The following is a 19,481-nucleotide window of genomic DNA, read 5'->3' as shown; positions in this document are numbered from 1 at the left end:
TAAAGAAAATGGCCCGCGCAAGCGGGCCGTTTTCATGCGGCGTGTGGACCAAGGCCCACACCCACAAGCATCCGATCACGGGTCCGGCATCTGCCCCAGGCTCAACTGCCACGACACGCCAAAGCGGTCCTGCACCCAGCCGTAGCGATTGCTGAAGTCATAGTCGCCCACCGGCATCAACCAATGGCCGCCCTCACCCAGCACGCGTGCCGCGCGCTCGAACTGCTCGGCACCGGAACACTCGACGAACAGCGAGATCGACGGCGAGAAGGTGAAATCGTGCACGTCCAGGCTGTCGAAGCACAGGTAGTGGGTGCCACCGAGCAGGAAGATGGCCTGGCGGACCTGCCCCGGCACGCCGGCGCCGGCCCCCTCGGGATGGCGTTGCAGGGCCAGCAGCCGGAAATCGGCAAAGGCTTCGGCGTACAGGGCCAGCGCGGCCTCGGCCTGGCCGGTGAACATCAGGAAGGGACGGCTGCGCAGCATGCGGTACTCCTGGTCGACGGGCCGATGACGGCCTGCCTGCACAGTGCCACGCGGAGTGTGTGCCTGTTGTAGAGCCGAGCCCATGCTCGGCTGGCGATCGCGCAAACAGCAGCCGACCGCAGGGTCGGCTCTACAGAATCACGCCTGGCGCATGCGCCGCGCGATGGCACTGCTGGCGGCGATCGTGGCGGTCAACGCCACCATCGACAGGAACTGCAGGCGGGTGTGCGACTCACTCAGCAGCAGGCCGAAGATCAGCGCAAGGATCGCCAGTGCACAGCAGGTCAGCCACGGGAAACCGGCCATGCGGAACGGCAGTCGGGTACCCAGACGATCCGCGCGACGACGCAGCACCAGCTGCGAGACCAGCGACAGCGTCCACACCAGCAGGCAGGTGGAACCGACGATGTTCAGCAGCACCGGCAGCACCCGGTCCGGGAACAGCAGTTCCATCACCGTGGCGGCAAAGCCGAACAGCACGCTGGCCAGCACGGCGATCACCGGCACCTGGCGCGGGTCGGTCCAGCCAAGCACGGCCGGCGCTTCGCGACGCTGCGCCAGCGAATACATCATGCGCGAGGCGCCGTAGAGGTTGGCATTGAGCGCCGACAGCAGCGCGATCACGGCGATCAGCGTGATGGCGGTACCAGCGCCCGGGATGCGGGCGATGTCCAGCACGGCGGCGAACGGCGACTTCAGCGCCTCGCTGGTCCACGGCACCACGGCGATGATCACGCTCAGCGAGCCGATGTAGAACACCAGGATGCGCCAGGCCACGGTGCGGATGGCACGGGCAATGCTGCGCTCGGGGTCTTCGGTTTCGGCCGCCGCCACGGCCACGATCTCGGTGCCGCCGAAGGCGAACACCACCACCAGCAGCGCCGCGCCGATCCCGGCCAGGCCCTTCGGCGCAAAACCACCGTGTTCGGTGAAGTTGCTCAGGCCCGGGGAGGTCACCTGCGGCAGCCATCCCATCAGCAGCGCCACGCCAATGGCGATGAACGCCAGGATCGCCGCGACTTTGAGGATGGCGAACCAGAATTCGAACTCGCCGAAGTTCTTCACTCCGAGCAGGTTGATCGCGGTGAAGAACAGCATGAACGCCAACGCCGCCATCGGTACCGGTATCGCCGGCCAGACCGTGGCCAGCAGCCCGGCCGCACCCACTGCTTCGGCGGCGATCACGATCACCAGCTGCACCCACCACAGCCAGCCCACGGTGGCACCGGCGGTAGCGCCCATGGCGTCGGCTGCATACACCGAGAACGCGCCGCTGGTCGGTTTGGCCGCCGCCATCTCGCCCAGCGCGTTCATCACGATGATCACCAGCGCTCCGGCGACCAGATACGACACCAGGACCGCCGGACCGGCCGCCTGCACACCCACGCCCGAGCCGAGGAACAGCCCGGCGCCGATGGCGCTGCCCAGGCCCATCATGATCAGCTGGCGGGGCTTGAGCGAATGTCCGAGGCGGGACGGCGAAGCGGTCGGAATCGAGTTGGGCATCGGCGGGGCTGGCGGCGGGCTACAGGGGCGACACCTTACCCTGTCCCGTGCCCACGGGGATAGGCACAGCGCAGCAGGCCGCTCAGGCCAGCGCCGGCTCGCCGACGTTCCCACCGATACGGGCACGATAGGCACGCGGCGAGAAACCGGTTTCAGCCTTGAACTTGCGGGTGAAGGCACTCTGGTCGCTGAAACCGCAGGCCTGGCCGATGCAGGCGATGCTGTCGTCGCCATGCAGCAGATGCATGGCCATCTGGATCCGCAGCCGGGTCAGCACCTGCTGCGGGGTCATCTGGAACACCTTGCGGAAGCTGCGCTCCAGCTTGGACAGCGAAAAGCCGGTGATGTCCAGCAGGGTCTGCATGCGCACGTTCTCGGCGTAGTGCGCGTTGAGGTGGGCCAGCGCCAGCCGCAGCTGCTCGTACTGGGTGCCGAGGCTGTCCTTCTGGCCAAGGTCGCGGGAAATGCCGATCAGGCCCTCGATGGCCCCGTCGACCACCAGCGGGCGCTTGCAGGTCAGGCACCAGCCCGGTTCGCGGTTGGCGAAAAGGTGCAGCTCCATCAGGTTCTCGATCACCTCACCGGACAGCACACGGGCGTCCTGGTCAACGTAGTCCGCACTGAGGCCGGTCGGGTAGATTTCGGCCGCCGTACGCCCGATCACGTCCTTGCGCGCGCGCAGACCCAGCCGCCGCAGCATGGTCTGGTTGACGTGGGTGTAACGCCCCTGGCGGTCCTTGATGAAGAACAGCACATCCGGGATGGCGTCGAACAGGGCTTCGATGTCGGCGGGCTCGACTCGCATGCGGCAAGCATACCCGAGCCTGCTTTTGCCCGTACGTTCACCTTTGCCGGACCGTGGTTTAACGGGGCTGGTTCCAGTGTCGTGGTTCCTTTTGATGATCCGGAGCCAACGTCCATGGCCGCCAGCAAGCCGACCGGCAAGCGCGCAACCGTCCCTGCCGAAAGCCACCGCCGGGGCGATGGCGATGAACTGCACCAGCAGGCCGGGGGCAGCCATCCGGCAATGACCACCGACCAGGGCATTCCGGTGGCGGACAACCAGAACTCCCTGCGGCAGGGACCTCGGGGGCCCACGCTGCTGGAGGACTTCATCCTGCGCGAGAAGATCACCCACTTCGATCACGAACGCATTCCCGAGCGCATCGTGCACGCACGTGGCAGCGCAGCACACGGCTACTTCGAGCTGACCCGATCACTGGCAGCCCATACCCGCGCGCGCATCCTGACCGAGGTCGGCGTGAAGACGCCGGTATTCACCCGCTTCTCGACCGTGGCCGGTGGCGCAGGCTCGGTGGATACCCCGCGCGACGTGCGCGGCTTTGCGGTCAAGTTCTACACCAAGGAGGGCAACTGGGATCTGGTCGGCAACAACATCCCGGTGTTCTTCATCCAGGACGCGATGAAGTTTCCGGATCTGGTGCACGCAGTGAAGATGGAGCCGGACCGCGCCTTCCCGCAGGCCGCGTCGGCCCATGACACGTTCTGGGACTTCATTTCGCTGATGCCCGAATCGATGCACATGATCATGTGGGCGATGAGCGACCGCGCCATCCCGCGTTCGCTGCGGATGATCGAAGGCTTCGGTGTGCACAGCTTCCGCCTGCTGAACGAGGCCGGCGAGTCGACGTTCGTCAAGTTCCACTGGCGGCCCAAGCTGGGCATTCAGTCCACGGTCTGGGACGAAGCGTTGAAACTGCAATCGGCCGACAATGACTTCCATCGCCGCGACCTGTTCGAGGCCATCCAGCGCGGCGACTTTCCCGAATGGGAGCTGGCGGTGCAGCTGTTCACCGAAGAAGACGCCGACGCATTCCCGTTCGACCACCTGGATCCAACCAAGATCATTCCCGAATCGCTGGTGCCGTTGCAGGTGATCGGGCGCATGGTACTGGACCGCTGGCCCGACAACTTCTTCGCAGAGACCGAGCAGGTGGCGTTCTGCCCGGCCAACGTGCCGCCCGGCATCGACTTCAGCAACGACCCGCTGCTGCAGGGCCGCCTGTTCTCCTACCTGGACACCCAGCTGCTGCGCCTGGGCGGCCCGAACTTCCACCAGATCCCGGTGAATGCACCGAAGTGCCCGTTTGCCAATCATCAGCGCGACGGCCACATGCAGATGCAGGTGCCCAAGGGCCGCGTCGCCTACGATCCCAGCTCGCTGCAGGACGACACCCCGCGCGAGACGCCTGCCGGATTCCGCAGCCATGCCAGCGCCGACGATGGCCGCAAGGGCCGCACCCGCGCGGAGAGTTTCGCCGACCACTACAGCCAGGCCCGGATGTTCTTCCGCAGCCTGAAAAAGCCGGAGCAGGCGCACCTGGCATCGGCGCTGGTGTTCGAGCTGTCCAAGGTGGAAACGCTGAAGGTGCGGGTGCGCACCGTCAGCCACCTGCGCAACATCGATGACGCGCTGGCGCAGCGCGTGGCCGATGGCCTGGCCCTGCCTGCGCTGCCCGACCCGGCCCCAACCGCCACGCCGGTGCGGGACATGCCGCCCGCTCCCGAGGTGCGCGTGATCGGGCGTAACAAGCCCACCCTGCAGGGTCGCTGCATCGGCATCCTGTTCGACGAAGGCTCCGACGCGCGCGTGATTGCCAGCCTGAGCAAGGCCGTCCGGAAGGCAGGTGCAGACGTGAAGCTGGTCGCGCCAAAAGTGGGAGGCGCCACGCTGAGCGATGGCGCATTGCAGGCGGCAGATGGGCAGCTGGCGGGCACCCCGTCAGCCGTGTTCGATGCAGTAGCCGTGGTGCTCAGCCTTGAAGCCGCGAAGGCCCTGTCGAAAGAGAGTGCAGCCGTCGAATTCGTCAGCCAGGCGTGGGCACACCTGAAGGCCATCGCCAGCGACGCGGGCGGCCAGGTGCTGCTGAAGGCGGCGCGCGTCGGCAACGACCCCGGCATCGTCGAAGCAGAAGACGCCAAGGCATTCCTGGCGGCGGCCGCCACCCGCCAGTGGGCGCGCGAGCCCAAGCTGCGCCTGCTGGCCTGACCACAACGACAGGAGAATCGTCATGCCCCGTGGTGACAAATCCGCATACACCGAAAAGCAGAAGCGCCAGGCCGAGCACATCGAGGAAAGCGAACGTGATCGCGGCGCGAGTGAAGGCACCGCCGAGCGCATTGCCTGGGCCACCGTGAACAAGCAGGACGGCGGCGGCAAGCGCGCCGGCAGTGCCCGCAAGGGCGCGAAGAAGGCGACCAGCAAGAAGGCTGCCAAGAAGGCGCCTGCCAGGAAATCGGCCACAAAGAAGGCCGCAACCAAGAGGACGGCGGCGAAGAAGGCACCTGCGAAGAAGGCGGTGGCGAAGAAGGCACCGGCTCGCAAGACCGCGACAAAGAAGGCCGCAAAGAAGACGGCGAAGAAGGCAGCGGTAAAGAAGGCGGGTACGGCCGCCGCGCGGAGCGCCGCCGCGAAGAAGGCAGCCAAGACGCGGGCCGCGAAGAAGACCGTGCGCAAGGCGGCGGCGAAGAAAGCCGCGCGCACGCGTGCACGCGGCTGAGTCTTCGATCAGGAGGGGAGCGCCCTCATCCATGCGGCAACTTCGGCTGCGGCTGCCTCGGCACGGGCCTGCAGCAGTAGATGCGGCCCTTCCAGCGATACGTGCCGGGCATCGGGCAACAAGACCTGCAGCTCGGCCACGCTGGGCGGCCACAACAGGTGGTCCTGTCGTGCATGCAGGCATAACGTCGGCAGTATGAGCTTCGGCAACTGCGCGCGGACATCGATCTGCAGTGTCGCCGCAGCGCGCTGCCGCAGGATCGCGGTCGGTACCGCAGCGATCGCATGCCGCAGCTCGCGAAGGTTCATGCGTGTCCGCCAATGCCCCAGCAGAAGCCGGGCCAGCAACGCCAGCGGCGGCGGTGGCCATGCAGGGGCAAGCAAGCGTGCGCTCGCCGCTGGCAGCGGCACCGGTCGCCGCGCGAAGGTCGTACTCAGTATCAATCCGCGCAATCCCGGCGGTGAAGCCACCGCCAGTTCGATAGCCAGCGGCCCGGCAAACGATTCAGCCAGCAGCACAAAGGGAGAGATGGGAAGCTGCGCGCGCAGGATCGACGCCAATGTGACGTAGTCCTGTGGCCCGTGCATGGGCAGCGGCAGCACCTGCACGGTAGCCCCCTGGTCCTGCATCGCTTCCACGAAGCATGTCGACAGCAGGCCGCTGCCATCCAGCCCGGGCAGCATCACGATCGGGAGCATCACGGCGTTCATCACATTGCTCACCTCTCAGGTCCCTTCGCACGACTCGCTGCCGCGCAGCTTCGCTTATCGGCTCGACCCAGGGAAGTGCACGCCGCTGCTCGCGGCGCTACCCTGATGGCCCCGGACAGACGAGGAAGGCGGCATGCGCAAGCCACGCTGGCTCAGCTGGACCGGCATTGCCCTATGCGCGCTCTATCTCGCGCTGACCACCTGGCTGGTGCTCGATGCCCGGTCCAACAGCGACCCCAAGAGCGCCTACATCCTCATGCAACTGCCGGTGATGCTGCAGACCGCAGCACTCAACGTCATCGGCGTGGGACGCTGGCTTTCCGGAATGACCTGGATCACCGTCTACCTTCTGGTGATTCCTCCCACGCTTGGCGTGCTGTACGTGCTTGGGGCCATGCTCGGCAGCGTCCTGGAGCAATGAGGGCGATCCTCCCTGCTGCCTGAGCGGGCAATGCAAATACGGCCGCCCAAGGCGGCCGTATTCCTGTCACGGGGTCAGCAGCCTGCTCAGGCTGCACGGCGCGGCACGGCCGAAGCCACTGCGCCTTCCACCTTGAATACCGCTACCGACGTGGTCAGCGCATGCGCCTGTTCTTCCAGCGCGCGGCTCGCCGCAGTGGCTTCTTCCACCAGGGCCGCGTTCTGCTGCGTCACCTGGTCCATCTGCACCACCACCTGGTTGACCTGCTCGATGCCGGCGGCCTGTTCCTTGCTGGCCGCTGCGATGTCGCTCATCAGCTGGGTGGTGCGCGAACTGGCCTGGGCGACGCGTGCGATCGCCGCTTCCGATTCAACGGTCACCGCCAGGCCACTCTTCACCTTGGCAGCGGCGTCTTCGATCAGCTCCTTGATTTCCTTGGCCGCGACGCCGGCGCGCTGCGCGAGCGTGCGTACTTCGCTGGCGACCACGGCAAAACCACGGCCCTGCTCGCCCGCGCGCGCGGCTTCCACCGCAGCGTTCAGCGCCAGGATGTTGGTCTGGAACGCGATGCCGTCGATAACGGTGGAGATTTCCGAGATGCGTGCCGAGGACTGATCGATCTCACCCATCACCGAGGCCATCTGCGCCATCGCCTGCTCGGTCTCGCGTACGGCGGCACCGGCGGCATGCGCTTCGCTGTCGGCCTGACGCGCCAGCTCGGCGTTCTGGCGCACGGTGGAGGTCAGCTCCTCCATCGACGCGGCAGCTTCCTCCAGGTTGGCCGCCTGCTGCTCCGTGCGGCGCGACAGGTCGTTGTTGCCGGCGGCCAGTTCCTGGGCCGCGTTGTTGATGCTGTCGGCAGCCACCTGGATGCCCCGCACAATGCCCGTCAGCTGCGCGGTGGTGGTATTGGCGTCGTCGCGCATGCGTGCGAACACGCCGTCGTACTCACCGTCCATGCGTGCGGTCAGGTCACCGTGCGAGATCGCGCGCAGCACGTCGGAAACATCGGCAATGCTGGCCTGCGAACTGGCCATCATGCCGTTGAGGTGTTCGACCATTGCCTTGAACTGGTACTGGAACGCAGCAGCATCGCCACGCATGCTGAAGTCGCCGGCGCGAGCGGCACGGGCCAGTTCATCGATCTGCGCGTTGATCGCCATCAGGCTCTGCTTTACCGCGGCCAGAGTGCGGGTCAGCGTGCCCTTCTCGCCCGGGTAGTCCGGCAGGTCACGGCTGAGGTCGCCGATCGCGTAACGCTGCATCACTTCGGCCATCAGCAGCTCCACCTGCACGTGCGATTCGACCAGGCTGTTGGTGGCCTGCACCATGCGGCCGAAATCACCGGGGAAGGCACTGTCGTCCATGCGATAGCGGATCGCACCCGCTTCGTGCTGCTCAGCCATCTGCAGCTGCGCGCCGATCGCCGCCTGCACGCTCTGCCGCACGCTGGCCATGGCCTCGCCCAGCTGGGTCAGCTCATCCCGGCCACCGAGGCGGAACTCCTGGTCCAGCTGGCCCTTGGACAGCCGCTCGGCCAGGTTCACCGCGCGCGCCAGCGGGCCGGTCAGGCTGCGGCCGATCATCACCGAGGCGCCGATGCCGGCAAGCAGCGCGACGCCGCCCAGCACCAGCAGCTGCAGCAGGCTGCGTTCGCCCAGGCGGATCGCTTCGGCGGCAGCTTCACGGCTTTCCTTCTCCTCGAAGTCCACGCCATCGGACAGCGCCTTGTTCCAGCCGTTGGCCGCTTCCTGCACCGCGCCCAGGGTCAGCGCCACGGCGCCGGGATAATCGCCCTGCTCCATCAGTTCGCTGGTCTGCTTGTTGAGCGGGCGCGCAACGGCACGCTTGGCCGCGATGGTTTCCGCGATGGTCTTGCCCTGGGCATCGCTGGGCAGCGCCTGGTAGGCGGTCCAGCTGGCCTCATAGCGCTTGACCAGGTCGGCGATGCGCTTCTCGTCGCTGCCGCGGTCTTCGCCCTGACGGATCAGCATTTCGCGGCGCACGACCATCATCTGGTTGTTGGCATCGAGCATCTGCGACAGCAGGCGCACCTTGGCCACGCTGACGTCGACCACCTGCTGCATCGCGCGCTTCTGCACGACACTGGCAGTGGCGCCGGTGGCCACCACGGCGGCGACCAGCAGCAGCAACAGGCCAAAGCCCAGCCCAAGACGCCAGGCAACCCTGACGTTCCTCAAGTAGTTCATGGGGATATCCAATACGGGGGGATGTGGCCTTATCGGCGGCACGGCAGGCAATCTTGATCGCCCTCCATCGGTGGCTTCGGCCACGGTTCACCTTGGTGAGTCCCCGTCCCAGCGGCACCTGCCGCTGGCAATCGGCCGCAATGACATGCCTGCTCATGCGGGCATCAGATCCCTTTCACGGCGGCTCGGCGCTGTCTGCGGGCAAGGTGGCGGCGTACCTGCTGGAGATCCCAATGCCCTCATCTGTGTCCCGATCCACCCTGCTCGCACTCTCGCTGCTGGCGTCGCCGGCCTTCGCGCAGGTGCCGCCGCCCAACCTGCCCGCCCCCATTGCCGAGAAGGCCGACCCGGACACCGCAGTGCGCTCCGCACTGCATGCCCAAGTGCTGCTGGATCGCGCGAATTTCTCGCCTGGCCAGATCGATGGCGGAGTGGGCAGCAACCAGCGACGCGCGGTGGCGGGCTTCCAGGCCGCGCATGGGCTGACCGTGACGGGTGAGCTGGACGACGCCACCTGGAAGGCCCTGCAGGCTGATACGGTGGGGCCGCTGGCCAGCTACACGCTGACTGCCGAGGATGTCGCCGGCCCGTTCCAGCCCATACCGAAAGGACCTGCCGCACAGGCCAAACTGAAATCGCTGGGTTTCAGCAGTGTGGAAGAAGCCTTGGGCGAGCGCTTCCACGCCTCGCCGGAGTTGCTGAAGGTGCTCAATCCCGGCGTGGATCTGACCAAGGCTGGCAGCCGCATCCAAGTGCCCAACATCGCACCAGCGGCATTGCCGAAGGCGGCGAAGATCGTGGTCGACAAATCCGACTCCACCCTGCAGTTGCTGGATGCGCAGGGCAAGCTGATCGCGCAGGTGCCGGTGTCGTCGGGCAGCCAGCACGACCCGTTGCCGATCGGCGAATGGAAGATCCTGGGCGTGTATCGCGACCCGCCGTTCCACTACAACCCGAAGTTGTTCTGGGATGCGCGCAAGGGCGAAAAGAAGGCGACGCTGCCGCCGGGCCCGAACAATCCGGTCGGCCGGGTCTGGATCGACCTGTCCAAGCCGCACTACGGCCTGCATGGCACACCCGAACCCAGCCACGTGGGCAAGACCGAATCGCATGGCTGCGTACGCATGACCAACTGGGATGCGGTGCGTGTGGCCGACGCAGTGGATACTTCGGTGCCCGTGGTGATGCAGGAGTAAGCCCATGCGTCTTTCGCAGCTGATCGTATTGGGCGTACTGCTGGGACTGGGGGCAGGTTGGTGGCTGCGTCGCGATGGGAGTGAGCCGGTAGCCGCCTCGCTGCCGGCAGCGCCATCGGCGGTGTCCGCCGCGCCGGTGGTCGAACCAGCGCCACGCGCAACGGCCCCACCCGCCACCACCGCGCCGCCGGCCGCGCAGGCTGCGGATGCACCGTCCGGCCTGCTGCTGCCGGTGCAGGGCATCCTGGCCTCGCAGCTGCGCGATACCTTCACCGATGCACGCAGCGAAGGCCGCGTACACGATGCCATCGACATCATGGCCGATGCAGGTACTCCCGTACTCGCGGTGGCTGATGGCACAGTGGAAAAACTGTTCGACAGCGAACGCGGCGGGCTGACGATCTACCAGTTCGAGCCCAGCGGACGCTGGTGCTACTACTACGCGCACCTGCAGCGCTATGCCGATGGCCTGGCCGAGAAACAGGCGATCAAGCGCGGGGATGTGATCGGCTACGTCGGCAGCACCGGCAATGCCAGCGCCGAGGCCCCGCACCTGCACTTCGAAGTGCATGTGTTGGGGCCGGAGAAGCAGTGGTGGAAGGGAGAGTCGATCAATCCCTATCCCTTGCTGAAGTCGGCGGCACCGATGCCCGGCGCTGCTGGCGCCGCAACGCCACAGTGAAGACAGTCAACGCAGCCCACGGAATCAGCAGGAACAGCGCCGCCATCTTCCAGAAAAAGAACGGCCACAGCCAGAGGTAGTCCAGGTCGGTCAGCTTCAGCAGACCCAGCGGCGGCTGCAGCTCGATGTCTGCAGTGCGTCCCGCCAGCGCCGGATCCACCTCCAGCACGGTTACCCGCAGCCATGAGCGGCCGCGTGGCAATGCGTCGCCGCGACCGTAACCAAAGTAGGAGGCCATGAGGCCGCTGGACTCAACCGATACCAGCGCGCGGTCGATGCCCTGCCCGGCCACTCCCCAACGCTCCCCTGCGCGGAAGTCTCCATGTTCGGTGGGAGTCTCGATGCGCAGCAGCACTTCAGGGTCAGCCTCTGTACCGTCCGCGGCATAGCGCAGGCGCAGCCGAAGCTGGTCATCGATGAGGCGGTAGACGGTGATCTGGGCGGTTGCGCCAGGGCGCAGCACCAGCGGCACCGTCTGCGTGCGCGAAGCCAGGGCATTGGCGGCTGCACCCAGCACAAGTACCAGGCCGGCCATGCACCACAGGCTCCACGACACCCACAGGGTGACCCGCACTACCGTCCCGCCTTTCACGCTGACATCCTGGTCATCGCGTCGCTTCCCCGCTGGCCTGGCCACACAGTAACGAAAAAGCCCCGCGTGCGCGGGGCTTTTCCTGTCACCAACGCCGGGCATGGCCCGGCGCCACCTCAGGCGAACGGATCCTGCAGGACCATGGTGTGGTCGCGGTCCGGGCCGGTGGAGACGATGCTGATCGGGCAGCCGGCCAGCTCTTCCAGCGAACGCAGGTAGGCGCGTGCGGCCGGCGGGAGGTCGTCCCACTGGGTGATGCCGTGGGTGTTCTCGCTCCAGCCCGGGAACTCCAGGTACACCGGGGTGCATTCTTCCCAGCCCTGCGCGTCCAGCGGCGCGTACTCGGTGCGCTTGCCGTTGTATTCGTAGGCGATGCAGACCTTCAGCTTTTCCATGCCATCGAGCACGTCCAGCTTGGTGATGCACAGGCCGCTGATGCCGTTGATGGCCACGGCGCGCTTCAGCGCGACGATGTCCATCCAGCCACAACGACGCGGACGGCCGGTCGACGCACCGTACTCGGCGCCGCGGTCACGAATGCCCTGGCCGACTTCGTCGTCCAGCTCGGTCGGGAACGGGCCACCGCCGACGCGGGTGGCGTAGGCCTTGGCGATGCCCAGCACGTAGTCGATCGAATCAGCGCCGACGCCGGAACCGGCCAGCGCACCACCGACGGTGGTGTTGGAGCTGGTGACGTACGGGTAGGTGCCGTGGTCGATGTCCAGCAGCGCACCCTGCGCACCTTCGAACAGCACGCGCTTACCCTGCTTGCGCAGGTCGTGCAGGATGCCGGCCACGTCGGACTTCATCGGCTGCACGTATTCGCCGAAGGCCAGCGCTTCGTCGAAGGTCTTCTGGAAGTCGACCGCATCGGTGTTCAGGTACTTGGTCAGCACGAAGTTGTGGTAATCCAGCGCGGTGCGCAGCAGTTCTTCCAGCTGCTTCGGGTAATGCAGGTCGGCGATGCGGATGCCGCGACGCGCCACCTTGTCTTCGTAGGCCGGGCCGATGCCGCGGCCGGTGGTGCCGATCGCCTTGCCACCGGCTGCGCGCTCGCGCGCCTGGTCCAGGGCGATGTGGTACGGCATGATCAGCGGCGCGGCCGGGGAGATCTTCAGGCGCGAACGCACTTCCACGCCGGAGGCTTCCAGTTCGGCGATTTCCTTCTGCAGCGCGGCCGGCGAGATCACCACGCCGTTGCCGATCAGGCACAGCGCATCGTCACGCAGGATGCCCGATGGGATCAGGTGCAGGACGGTCTTCTTACCGTTGATGACCAGGGTGTGGCCGGCATTGTGGCCGCCCTGGAAGCGCACGACGGCGCCGATTTCCTCAGTGAGCAGATCGACGATCTTGCCCTTGCCTTCATCGCCCCACTGGGCACCCAACACTACGACAGACTGACCCATGACGGGCTCCTCGGTTTGTTGCGGCCATCGGGGCCGCGGACGGGTAAACCGTGGCGGGGCTGGCCAGCACCTGGAGGGCGGCTCCAAACGGGGAGCGGCCGGCGATGGAGGGCCCAGACACGGAAAAAGCCGAACGGGGAGGCCCGTCCGGCTTTTGTGCATTATCCGGGTTTCCGGGGTCCGCTGCCACCTTTCCGACGGACGGCTTCACCGGCCGGTCAGCCGCCCCGCCCGGTCGTGCCGGCCGCTGGCCGGCAATGCCAACCAAGGTTGGCAGCTACCAGAGCCTGGCCACGCAGGTGCAGGCCGGTCAGCCGCCCCGCCCGGTCGTGCCGGCCGCTGGCCGGCAATGCCAACCAGGGTTGGCATCTACCAGAGCCTGGCCACGCAGGTGCAGGTCGGTCAGCTGCCCCGCCCGGTCGTGCCGGCCGCTGGCCGGCAATGCCAACCAAGGTTGGCAGCTACCAAGGCCAGGCCACGCACGTAGTCGCAGGCGGCCGCGCCGGGGCGTCTAGTGCCGCACCCACCACAACAGGCTCAGGCCGGCCAGCAGCACCAGTCCGCCGAAGCTGCGCAGGGCCGGGCTGGGCAGGTCCAGCAGGCGTTCGGCCATGCGCTTCCAGGCGAACGGCGCGACGAACAGGAACAGGCCTTCCAGCACCGCGACCAGGCAGACGGCGGCGAACAGATCTTTCATCGGAACTCCGGAAAAAGCACGGGGCCCGGCAGTTGGCCGGGCCCCGTGGGGTAATGCCCTGCGACCTCAGCGGTCGTTCTTCAGGTACTGCAGGAACGGGTCGTTCTTGTCGAGCACGATCACGCCGTTGCCGTCGGTCATGGAGCCGCGGTACGCCTCCAGGCTACGGTAGAACGCGTAGAACGATGGGTCAGCCGAACCGGCCTTGCCGTAGATGCGGGTGGCTTCCGCATCACCTTCACCGCGCAGGCGCTGTGCATCGCGCTCGGCCTCGGCGATCAGCACGGTGCTGTCACGGTCGGCCTGGGCGCGGATGGTCAGCGACTGTTCCTCGCCTTCCGCGCGCAGCTTGGCGGCTTCCTGCTTGCGCTGGGCGCGCATGCGCTCGTACACGTCGTTGATCACCTGGCTGTCGGTGGGCAGGTCCACCTGCTTGATGCGCAGGTCGATCATCTGCATGCCAAGGCCGGCCACGGCCTCGTTGATTCCCTTCAACTGCTCGGCGATCAGCTCACTGCGGTCGCCGGACACCAGCTGCTGCAGGGTGCGCGAGTTGATCTGGTTGCGCAGCGAATCGGTGATGATCGGCGCCAGGCGGGCGTTGGCCACGCGCGGGTCGCCGCCGGTGGCACGGAAGTAGTCACCCACGTTGGAGATGTAGCCGATGGCGAAGAAGTCGACGCTGACGTCCTTCTGCTCGGCGGTGAAGTAGCGCGCCGGCGCGGTGTCGAGCACCTGGAAGCGGCGGTCGAAGACCTTCACCGTTTCCACCACCGGCACCTTGAAGTGCAGGCCTGGCTTGATGTCCGACCGCACCACCTTGCCCAGGTTCAGCACCATGGCGGTCTGGTCCTCACGGACCACATACACCGAGCCGAGCAGGCCCAGCACCACCGCCACGATCACGGCGATCCAGATAGGACTCTTCATCGGCTGCCCTCCTCACGGCCGCTCGGTCGCCCGGTCGGGCGGCCCACCGGCCGGCCCGGATCACGGGAAGCTTCCACCGCTGCGCCCGGCAGCGACGGCATGACCACGTCCGGGTTTGCCACTGCGGCCGGGGCCGACGTGGTGGGACGGGTGTCGCCGGTCATCGGCACGTAGATCAGCTGGCGGCCATCGCCGCCGATCACCTTGCGGTTCTCGCTCAGCACCTGCTGCACGGTCTCCAGCCACAGGCGCTTGCGGGTCACTTCCGGCGCGTCCTTGTACTGGGCCTGCAACAGGCTGAAGCGCTGCGCGTCACCCTCGGCCTTGGACACCACCGCCTGCTTGTAGCCTTCGGCGGTGGTACGGGCGCGCGAGGCCTGGCCTCGGGCTTCCGGCACGACCTTGGCGGCGTAGGCCTGGGCTTCGTTGATCAGGCGTTCCTTGACCTGCTGGGCACCATTGACCTCGTCGAAGGCCGGCTTCACTTCCTCCGGCGGACGGGCGTCCTGCAGGGTCAGGCCGGTCACGGTCAGGCCGGTCTTGAACGCCTTCAGCAGCGCCTGCAGGCGCTCCTCGGCGGCCACGGCCAGCGGGCCACGGTTGTTCAGCACGGCATTGAGGTCGGCGCGGCCGACTTCCTCGCGCACCGCGCTCTGCGCCGACTGCTCCAGCACCTGGTTGGCATCGACCGTGCCGAACAGGTACTGCTGCGGATCGTCGATGCGGTACTGGACGTTCAGCGAGACGTTGACGATGTTCTCGTCACGGGTCAGGACCGGCACCTGGATCGAGAAAGTCTTGATCTCGGTGGCGTTGACCTTGGTGACCGACTCGATCGGCCACGGCAGCTTGAAGTTCGGGCCGGGCTGCAGGATGCGCGAGAACTGACCGAAGCGCAGGACCACGCCACGCTGCTGTTCACCGATCAGCTGGAAGCTGGAGAACAGCACCAGCAGCACCACGGCCGCCACCACCCAACGCACGATGCCGCCGTCGAACAGGTCCTTCAGCGGCCCGGGCAGTCCGCCCCAGCCACCACCATTGCCACCGCCGCGCGACCCGAACGGCCCGCGTCGATTGTCCTCGGGGCCTTGTCCGCCCTTGTTGCCGCCGGGTGTATTCCAGGCCATGCACGCTCCATCAAGATGTGGGCTGCGGCGCGGGCCCTTCCCGCGGCGCCAGCCGTGAAACCATTACCGATCATACAAGATGGGGCGGATCGGCAGGATCGAAAGGGCGACGACGGGGTAAGGTGGCGTTTTCCTCGAAGTCAGGCAACGCCGATGGCCCCCACCACCCCGTTCACCGCCTTCCGCATCGAAAACGACGACGCCGGCTATCGCAGCGGCCTGACCCGGCTCGGTGTCGACGACCTCAACCCCGGGCAGGTACTGATCCGCGCCCACTGGTCCTCGGTCAACTACAAGGATGCCCTGGCCGGCACCGGCAAGGGGAAGATCCTGCGCCGCTTCCCGCTGGTCGGCGGCATCGACGTGGCCGGCACCGTGGTCGCCAGCACCGACCCGGCCTGGCGTGAAGGCGACGCGGTGCTGGCCACCGGCTGCGGCCTCAGCGAGACCCGTGACGGCGGCTACAGCCAGTATGTGCGGCTGGAGTCGCGTGCGGTGATTGCACAGCCGGCCGGGCTGAGCCCGCGCGAGGCGATGGTGCTGGGCACCGCCGGCTTCACGGCGGCGCTGGCGCTGCTGCGCATGCAGGACAACCGCCAGACCCCGGAGCTCGGCCCGCTGGCGGTCACCGGCGCCAGCGGCGGCGTCGGTGCGCTGGCGCTGTCGATCTTCAGCCGTGCCGGCTACACCGTGCACGCGGTCAGTGGCAAGCCGGACCAGACCGACTTCCTGCGCGACATCGGTGCCAGCGAGGTGCTGCCGCGCGAGGCGCTGGCCGACACCGGCCCGCTGCAGTCGGCGCGCTTCGGCGGGGGCCTGGACAATGCCGGCGGCGCCATGCTCGCCAGCCTGCTGGCGCAGACCGTGCCCTACGGCAGCGTGGTCAGTGCCGGCCTGGCGGCCAGCCCGACGCTGGACATGACGGTGATGCCCTTCATCCTGCGCGGTGTGTCGCTGCTCGGCGTGTCTTCGGCCAATGCGCCGCGCCGGCTGCGCGAAGAGGTGTGGTCGCGCCTGGGCGGTGAGTGGAAGCCGCAGCACCTGGACCGCATCTGCACCGCCGAGGTCGGCCTTGATGGCCTCCGGGCAGTGTTCGAGCGGATGCTGGCGGGTGGATCGCTGGGCCGCACGGTGGTGCGGATCGACTGAACGTCGCAGGCAGGCGACGGACGGCAGGTGCCCCCCTCCCGCCGGTAATGAGCCCGCACTACACTGCGGGCATTACATGGGGAACAACATGGCACGCATTCTGATCGTCGACGACTCACCGTCGCAGCTGTTGGGGATACAGCGCATCGTCGAGAAGCTCGGGCACCAGATCCTGACCGCCACCGATGGCGCCGCCGGGGTCGAAACCGCCAGGGCCGAGCTGCCCGACCTGGTCCTGATGGACGTGGTGATGCCCAATCTCAACGGCTTCCAGGCCACCCGTACCCTCGTCCGCGACGAGGCGACCCGGCATATCCCGGTGATCCTGGTGACCACCAAGGACCAGGACACCGATCGCATGTGGGGCATGCGCCAGGGCGCCAAGGCCTACATCACCAAGCCGTTCTCGGAAGACGAGCTGTCCGAGGTGCTGGAGCGGGTGTTCGCCGGCCAGGGCTGAGACGCGCGTGGTCGTGCCGGCCGCTGGCCGGCAACCACGCGTCACCGTCCCAGGTCATGAAATTGCCGGCCAGCGGCCGGCACGACCGCAAGGCGTGCTCAGATCGACTCGCCGAAGGCCTTGGCCAGATTGCGGTAGGCCTTCTTCTGCGCCTCGTCGGTCGCGGCCGGGGCCACGATCTCGATTTCAACGATCTGGTCGCCGTCCGGGCTGCCCGGCAGGCCGCGGCCACGCAGGCGCAGTTTGCGGCCGGCATCGGAGTCGGCGGGGATCTTCAGCTCCACCGCACCGCCCAGGGTCGGCACGCTGATGCTGGTACCCAACGCGGCCTGCCAGGGCGTGACCGGCAACGTATAGAGGATGTTGCGGCCGTCGACCTCGAACTGCGGATGCGCGGCGTACTCCACTTCCAGCAGCAGGTTGCCGCCATGGTTGCCCTGCCCTGCCAGGCGGATCACCTGGCCCGGACGGATGCCCTTGGGCACGCGCACGTCCAGCTGCTTGCCGTTGACGGTGATGCGCAGGCTGTCGCCGCTGTAGGCCGCTTCCAGCGGGACCGACAGCTTGGCGCGGGTGTCGCGGTTGGGTGCGTGGCCCTGGCTGCTGAAGCCCGGGCCCGGACCGGCACCGCCACGCTGGCGCGCGAACAGGCTTTCGAAGAAGTCGCTGAAGCCGCCGTTGGGGCCACCACCGCCGAATACTTCCTCGAAATTGAAACCGCCGGCGCCGCCGTAGTTCGGCGGCACGTTGAACTCCTCGCCCGGGCGATAGCCCTGCGCGCGCAGCTGGTCGTAGGCTGCGCGCTTTTCCGGATCGCGCAGCGCCTCGTAGGCCTCGTTGACCGCCTTGAACTTGTCTTCGGCCCCGGCCTCCTTGCTGACGTCCGGGTGGTACTTGCGTGCCAACCGGCGGTAGGCGGTCTTGATCTCCGCCTCGCCCGCGCTCGGTTCCACCCCCAGGGTGGCGTAGTAATCCTTGAATTCCATCCAGCTACCTCGATCTGCTTCGGCCGCGCCGGTGGCGCCGCCCCGGGTTCATTCTACGCGCCGGCGATGCTACGCCGCCCCTCGTGCGGCCCCGGTGAGGCCGACTGATCCTGCGCAATGCCGCTGCCATCCCGATGCCCCAGGCTGTGGCTGGAAGCCCCCGCCGCAACGCCTGAAGATGGGGCCTGCACACGGGTTTTCCAATGTCTTGACGCCCCTGTCCCATCCGGCCCACTAGCCTGCCCCAGCAAGGAGTTCCCCATGACCATCCATGTCGGCGACCGCATTCCGGAAGTGACCCTCAAGCGCATCCGCGAGGGCATCGAAACGCTTGATACGCATTCGCTGTTCGACGCCCGCAAGGTCGTGCTGTTTGCGGTGCCCGGCGCGTTCACGCCCACCTGCTCGGCCCGCCACCTGCCCGGCTACGTCGAAAAATTCGAGGCCTTCCGCCAGCGCGGCATCGATGTCTACTGCGTGGCGGTCAACGACCCGTTCGTGATGAAAGCCTGGGCCGCCGACCAGAAGGTGCCCGACGGCCTGCTGATGCTGTCCGACGGCAATGCCGAGCTGACCCGCGCGCTCGGCCTGGAGCTGGATGCCAGCGCCTCGGGCATGGGCATGCGCTCGCGCCGCTTCGCGCTGTACGTGGTCGATGGCGTGGTGCGTGCGGCCTGGATCGAGCAGCCGGGCCAGTTCGAGGTGTCTTCCGCCGAGTACGTGCTGGAGCACCTGCCTACCTGATTCCCCACCGCAGAAGGAAACGGCCAGCAATGTCCAGCAAGCCAGCCAAAGCCAGCAAGCCCGCCGCCGGGATTCCCGGCATCAGTGACCGTCAGACCCTGCGCGAGCGTGCCCGGCACAACATCGAAGACGGCGCGATCACCGACAGCTACAGCGCCGACCGCAAGGTGGTGATCAAGCTGCTCAACGATGCCCTCGCCACCGAGTACGTGTGCGTGCTGCGCTACTACCGGCACTATTTCATGGCCAAGGGCATGCTGGCCGACGCGGTCAAGGCCGAGTTCCTCGAGCATGCGCAGCAGGAACAGGCGCACGCCGGCAAGCTGGCCGAGCGCATCGTCCAGCTTGGCGGCGAGCCGGACCTGAACCCGGATACGCTGACCACGCGCTCGCATGCCGAATACAAGGAAGGCAGCGACCTGCGCGACATGGTGCGCGAGAACCTGGTGGCTGAACGGATCGCCATCGACAGCTACCGCGAGATGATCAACTTCATCGGCGACCGCGATACCACCACCAAGCGCATCCTTGAAGAGATCCTGACGCAGGAGGAAGAACACGCCGACGAATTCGCCGACCTGCTGGACGGGTGGATCGGGGAATAGCGGCCCCGCAAACGCTCGGTAGATGCCCACCTTGGTGGGCGCATTCA

The 19,481-nt window shown here is 67.1% G+C and carries 20 protein-coding genes; 9 read left to right on the top strand and 11 right to left on the bottom strand.

The genetic code is table 11. The features are described 5' to 3' along the window. Positions 1-75: 75 nt before the first annotated feature. The 3 genes from AC5P53_RS05075 to AC5P53_RS05065 form a co-directional block, all read right to left on the bottom strand. Complete coding sequence (locus AC5P53_RS05075; RefSeq protein ID WP_005418291.1) at positions 76-486, bottom strand: VOC family protein; 411 nt, start codon at positions 484-486, stop codon at positions 76-78. A 138-nt stretch (positions 487-624) separates the two neighbouring features. Continuing rightward, positions 625-1,992 carry an amino acid permease gene (locus AC5P53_RS05070; RefSeq protein WP_014648020.1) on the bottom strand — a complete coding sequence of 456 codons (1,368 nt, stop codon included), beginning with the start codon at positions 1,990-1,992 and terminating at the stop codon, positions 625-627. 82 nt (positions 1,993-2,074) lie between these two features. Continuing rightward, entirely contained in the window at positions 2,075-2,797 is a 723-nt protein-coding gene (locus AC5P53_RS05065) for an AraC family transcriptional regulator (protein WP_014038112.1), read from the bottom strand. 114 nt (positions 2,798-2,911) lie between these two features. Between AC5P53_RS05065 and AC5P53_RS05060 the strand changes: the two genes are divergently transcribed. Both AC5P53_RS05060 and AC5P53_RS05055 read left to right on the top strand, forming a co-directional pair. Then, on the top strand, positions 2,912-5,002 hold the full coding sequence (locus AC5P53_RS05060; RefSeq protein WP_241887768.1) for a catalase: 2,091 nt from the start codon (positions 2,912-2,914) through the stop codon (positions 5,000-5,002). A gap of 22 nt (positions 5,003-5,024) precedes the next feature. After that, on the top strand, positions 5,025-5,513 hold the full coding sequence (locus AC5P53_RS05055) for a hypothetical protein (RefSeq protein ID WP_014648023.1): 489 nt from the start codon (positions 5,025-5,027) through the stop codon (positions 5,511-5,513). A gap of 8 nt (positions 5,514-5,521) precedes the next feature. Here the strand turns inward: AC5P53_RS05055 and AC5P53_RS05050 are convergent, their stop codons facing one another. Next, positions 5,522-6,223, bottom strand: a complete 702-nt coding sequence (locus tag AC5P53_RS05050) for a serine aminopeptidase domain-containing protein (RefSeq protein WP_241887769.1) — start codon at positions 6,221-6,223, stop codon at positions 5,522-5,524. A 133-nt stretch (positions 6,224-6,356) separates the two neighbouring features. Between AC5P53_RS05050 and AC5P53_RS05045 the strand changes: the two genes are divergently transcribed. Beyond that, positions 6,357-6,644: a hypothetical protein gene (locus AC5P53_RS05045; protein WP_032960023.1), complete on the top strand. Its 288-nt coding sequence runs from the start codon at positions 6,357-6,359 to the stop codon at positions 6,642-6,644. Positions 6,645-6,730: 86 nt separating this feature from the next. Here AC5P53_RS05045 and AC5P53_RS05040 read toward each other — a convergent pair whose 3' ends face one another. Beyond that, positions 6,731-8,854: a methyl-accepting chemotaxis protein gene (locus tag AC5P53_RS05040; RefSeq protein ID WP_046431981.1), complete on the bottom strand. Its 2,124-nt coding sequence runs from the start codon at positions 8,852-8,854 to the stop codon at positions 6,731-6,733. Between the two features lie 233 nt (positions 8,855-9,087). Here AC5P53_RS05040 and AC5P53_RS05035 point away from each other — a divergent pair, with 233 nt between their 5' ends. Both AC5P53_RS05035 and AC5P53_RS05030 read left to right on the top strand, forming a co-directional pair. After that, positions 9,088-10,050 (top strand): L,D-transpeptidase family protein, encoded by a 963-nt coding sequence (locus AC5P53_RS05035; RefSeq protein ID WP_241887770.1) that lies wholly within the window; start codon positions 9,088-9,090, stop codon positions 10,048-10,050. Between the two features lie 4 nt (positions 10,051-10,054). After that, positions 10,055-10,732 carry a M23 family metallopeptidase gene (locus AC5P53_RS05030; protein WP_111206450.1) on the top strand — a complete coding sequence of 226 codons (678 nt, stop codon included), beginning with the start codon at positions 10,055-10,057 and terminating at the stop codon, positions 10,730-10,732. Here the strand turns inward: AC5P53_RS05030 and AC5P53_RS05025 are convergent. The 5 genes from AC5P53_RS05025 to hflK all read right to left on the bottom strand — a co-directional run bounded on the left by AC5P53_RS05025 (position 10,662) and on the right by hflK (position 15,490). Beyond that, positions 10,662-11,324, bottom strand: a complete 663-nt coding sequence (locus AC5P53_RS05025; RefSeq protein WP_241887771.1) for a hypothetical protein — start codon at positions 11,322-11,324, stop codon at positions 10,662-10,664. The genes AC5P53_RS05030 and AC5P53_RS05025 overlap by 71 nt on opposite strands. 116 nt (positions 11,325-11,440) lie before the next feature. After that, a complete protein-coding gene (locus AC5P53_RS05020) occupies positions 11,441-12,733 on the bottom strand; it encodes an adenylosuccinate synthase (protein WP_014648029.1) in 1,293 nt (430 codons plus the stop codon). 511 nt (positions 12,734-13,244) lie between these two features. Continuing rightward, positions 13,245-13,430, bottom strand: coding sequence for a DUF2065 domain-containing protein (locus tag AC5P53_RS05015; RefSeq protein WP_005414170.1), 186 nt, complete (start codon positions 13,428-13,430; stop codon positions 13,245-13,247). A 66-nt stretch (positions 13,431-13,496) separates the two neighbouring features. Continuing rightward, entirely contained in the window at positions 13,497-14,360 is an 864-nt protein-coding gene (gene hflC, locus AC5P53_RS05010; RefSeq protein ID WP_014648031.1) for a protease modulator HflC, read from the bottom strand. Next, entirely contained in the window at positions 14,357-15,490 is a 1,134-nt protein-coding gene (hflK, locus tag AC5P53_RS05005; RefSeq protein WP_005418335.1) for an FtsH protease activity modulator HflK, read from the bottom strand. Before hflK ends, hflC begins: the two co-directional genes overlap by 4 nt. 153 nt (positions 15,491-15,643) lie before the next feature. On the opposite strand from hflK, the gene AC5P53_RS05000 reads away from it, so the two are divergent. Together AC5P53_RS05000 and pilH are read left to right on the top strand one after the other, a co-directional pair. Beyond that, complete coding sequence (locus AC5P53_RS05000) at positions 15,644-16,639, top strand: YhdH/YhfP family quinone oxidoreductase (protein WP_053495211.1); 996 nt, start codon at positions 15,644-15,646, stop codon at positions 16,637-16,639. Between the two features lie 88 nt (positions 16,640-16,727). Then, positions 16,728-17,099, top strand: coding sequence for a twitching motility response regulator PilH (pilH, locus tag AC5P53_RS04995; RefSeq protein WP_495227152.1), 372 nt, complete (start codon positions 16,728-16,730; stop codon positions 17,097-17,099). Between the two features lie 98 nt (positions 17,100-17,197). Here pilH and AC5P53_RS04990 read toward each other — a convergent pair whose 3' ends face one another. After that, complete coding sequence (locus AC5P53_RS04990) at positions 17,198-18,085, bottom strand: DnaJ C-terminal domain-containing protein (RefSeq protein WP_012511838.1); 888 nt, start codon at positions 18,083-18,085, stop codon at positions 17,198-17,200. Positions 18,086-18,346: 261 nt separating this feature from the next. On the opposite strand from AC5P53_RS04990, the gene AC5P53_RS04985 reads away from it, so the two are divergent. Further along, positions 18,347-18,829, top strand: coding sequence for a peroxiredoxin (locus AC5P53_RS04985; protein ID WP_014648035.1), 483 nt, complete (start codon positions 18,347-18,349; stop codon positions 18,827-18,829). A gap of 29 nt (positions 18,830-18,858) precedes the next feature. Further along, a complete protein-coding gene (locus tag AC5P53_RS04980) occupies positions 18,859-19,434 on the top strand; it encodes a ferritin-like domain-containing protein (RefSeq protein ID WP_495227151.1) in 576 nt (191 codons plus the stop codon). Positions 19,435-19,481 lie beyond the last annotated feature (47 nt).

The organism is Stenotrophomonas sp. YJH_SMC_82, from assembly GCF_059368875.1.
Note: the sequence above shows the minus strand (reverse complement) of the source record. Positions and strands in the feature narration are given on the sequence as shown.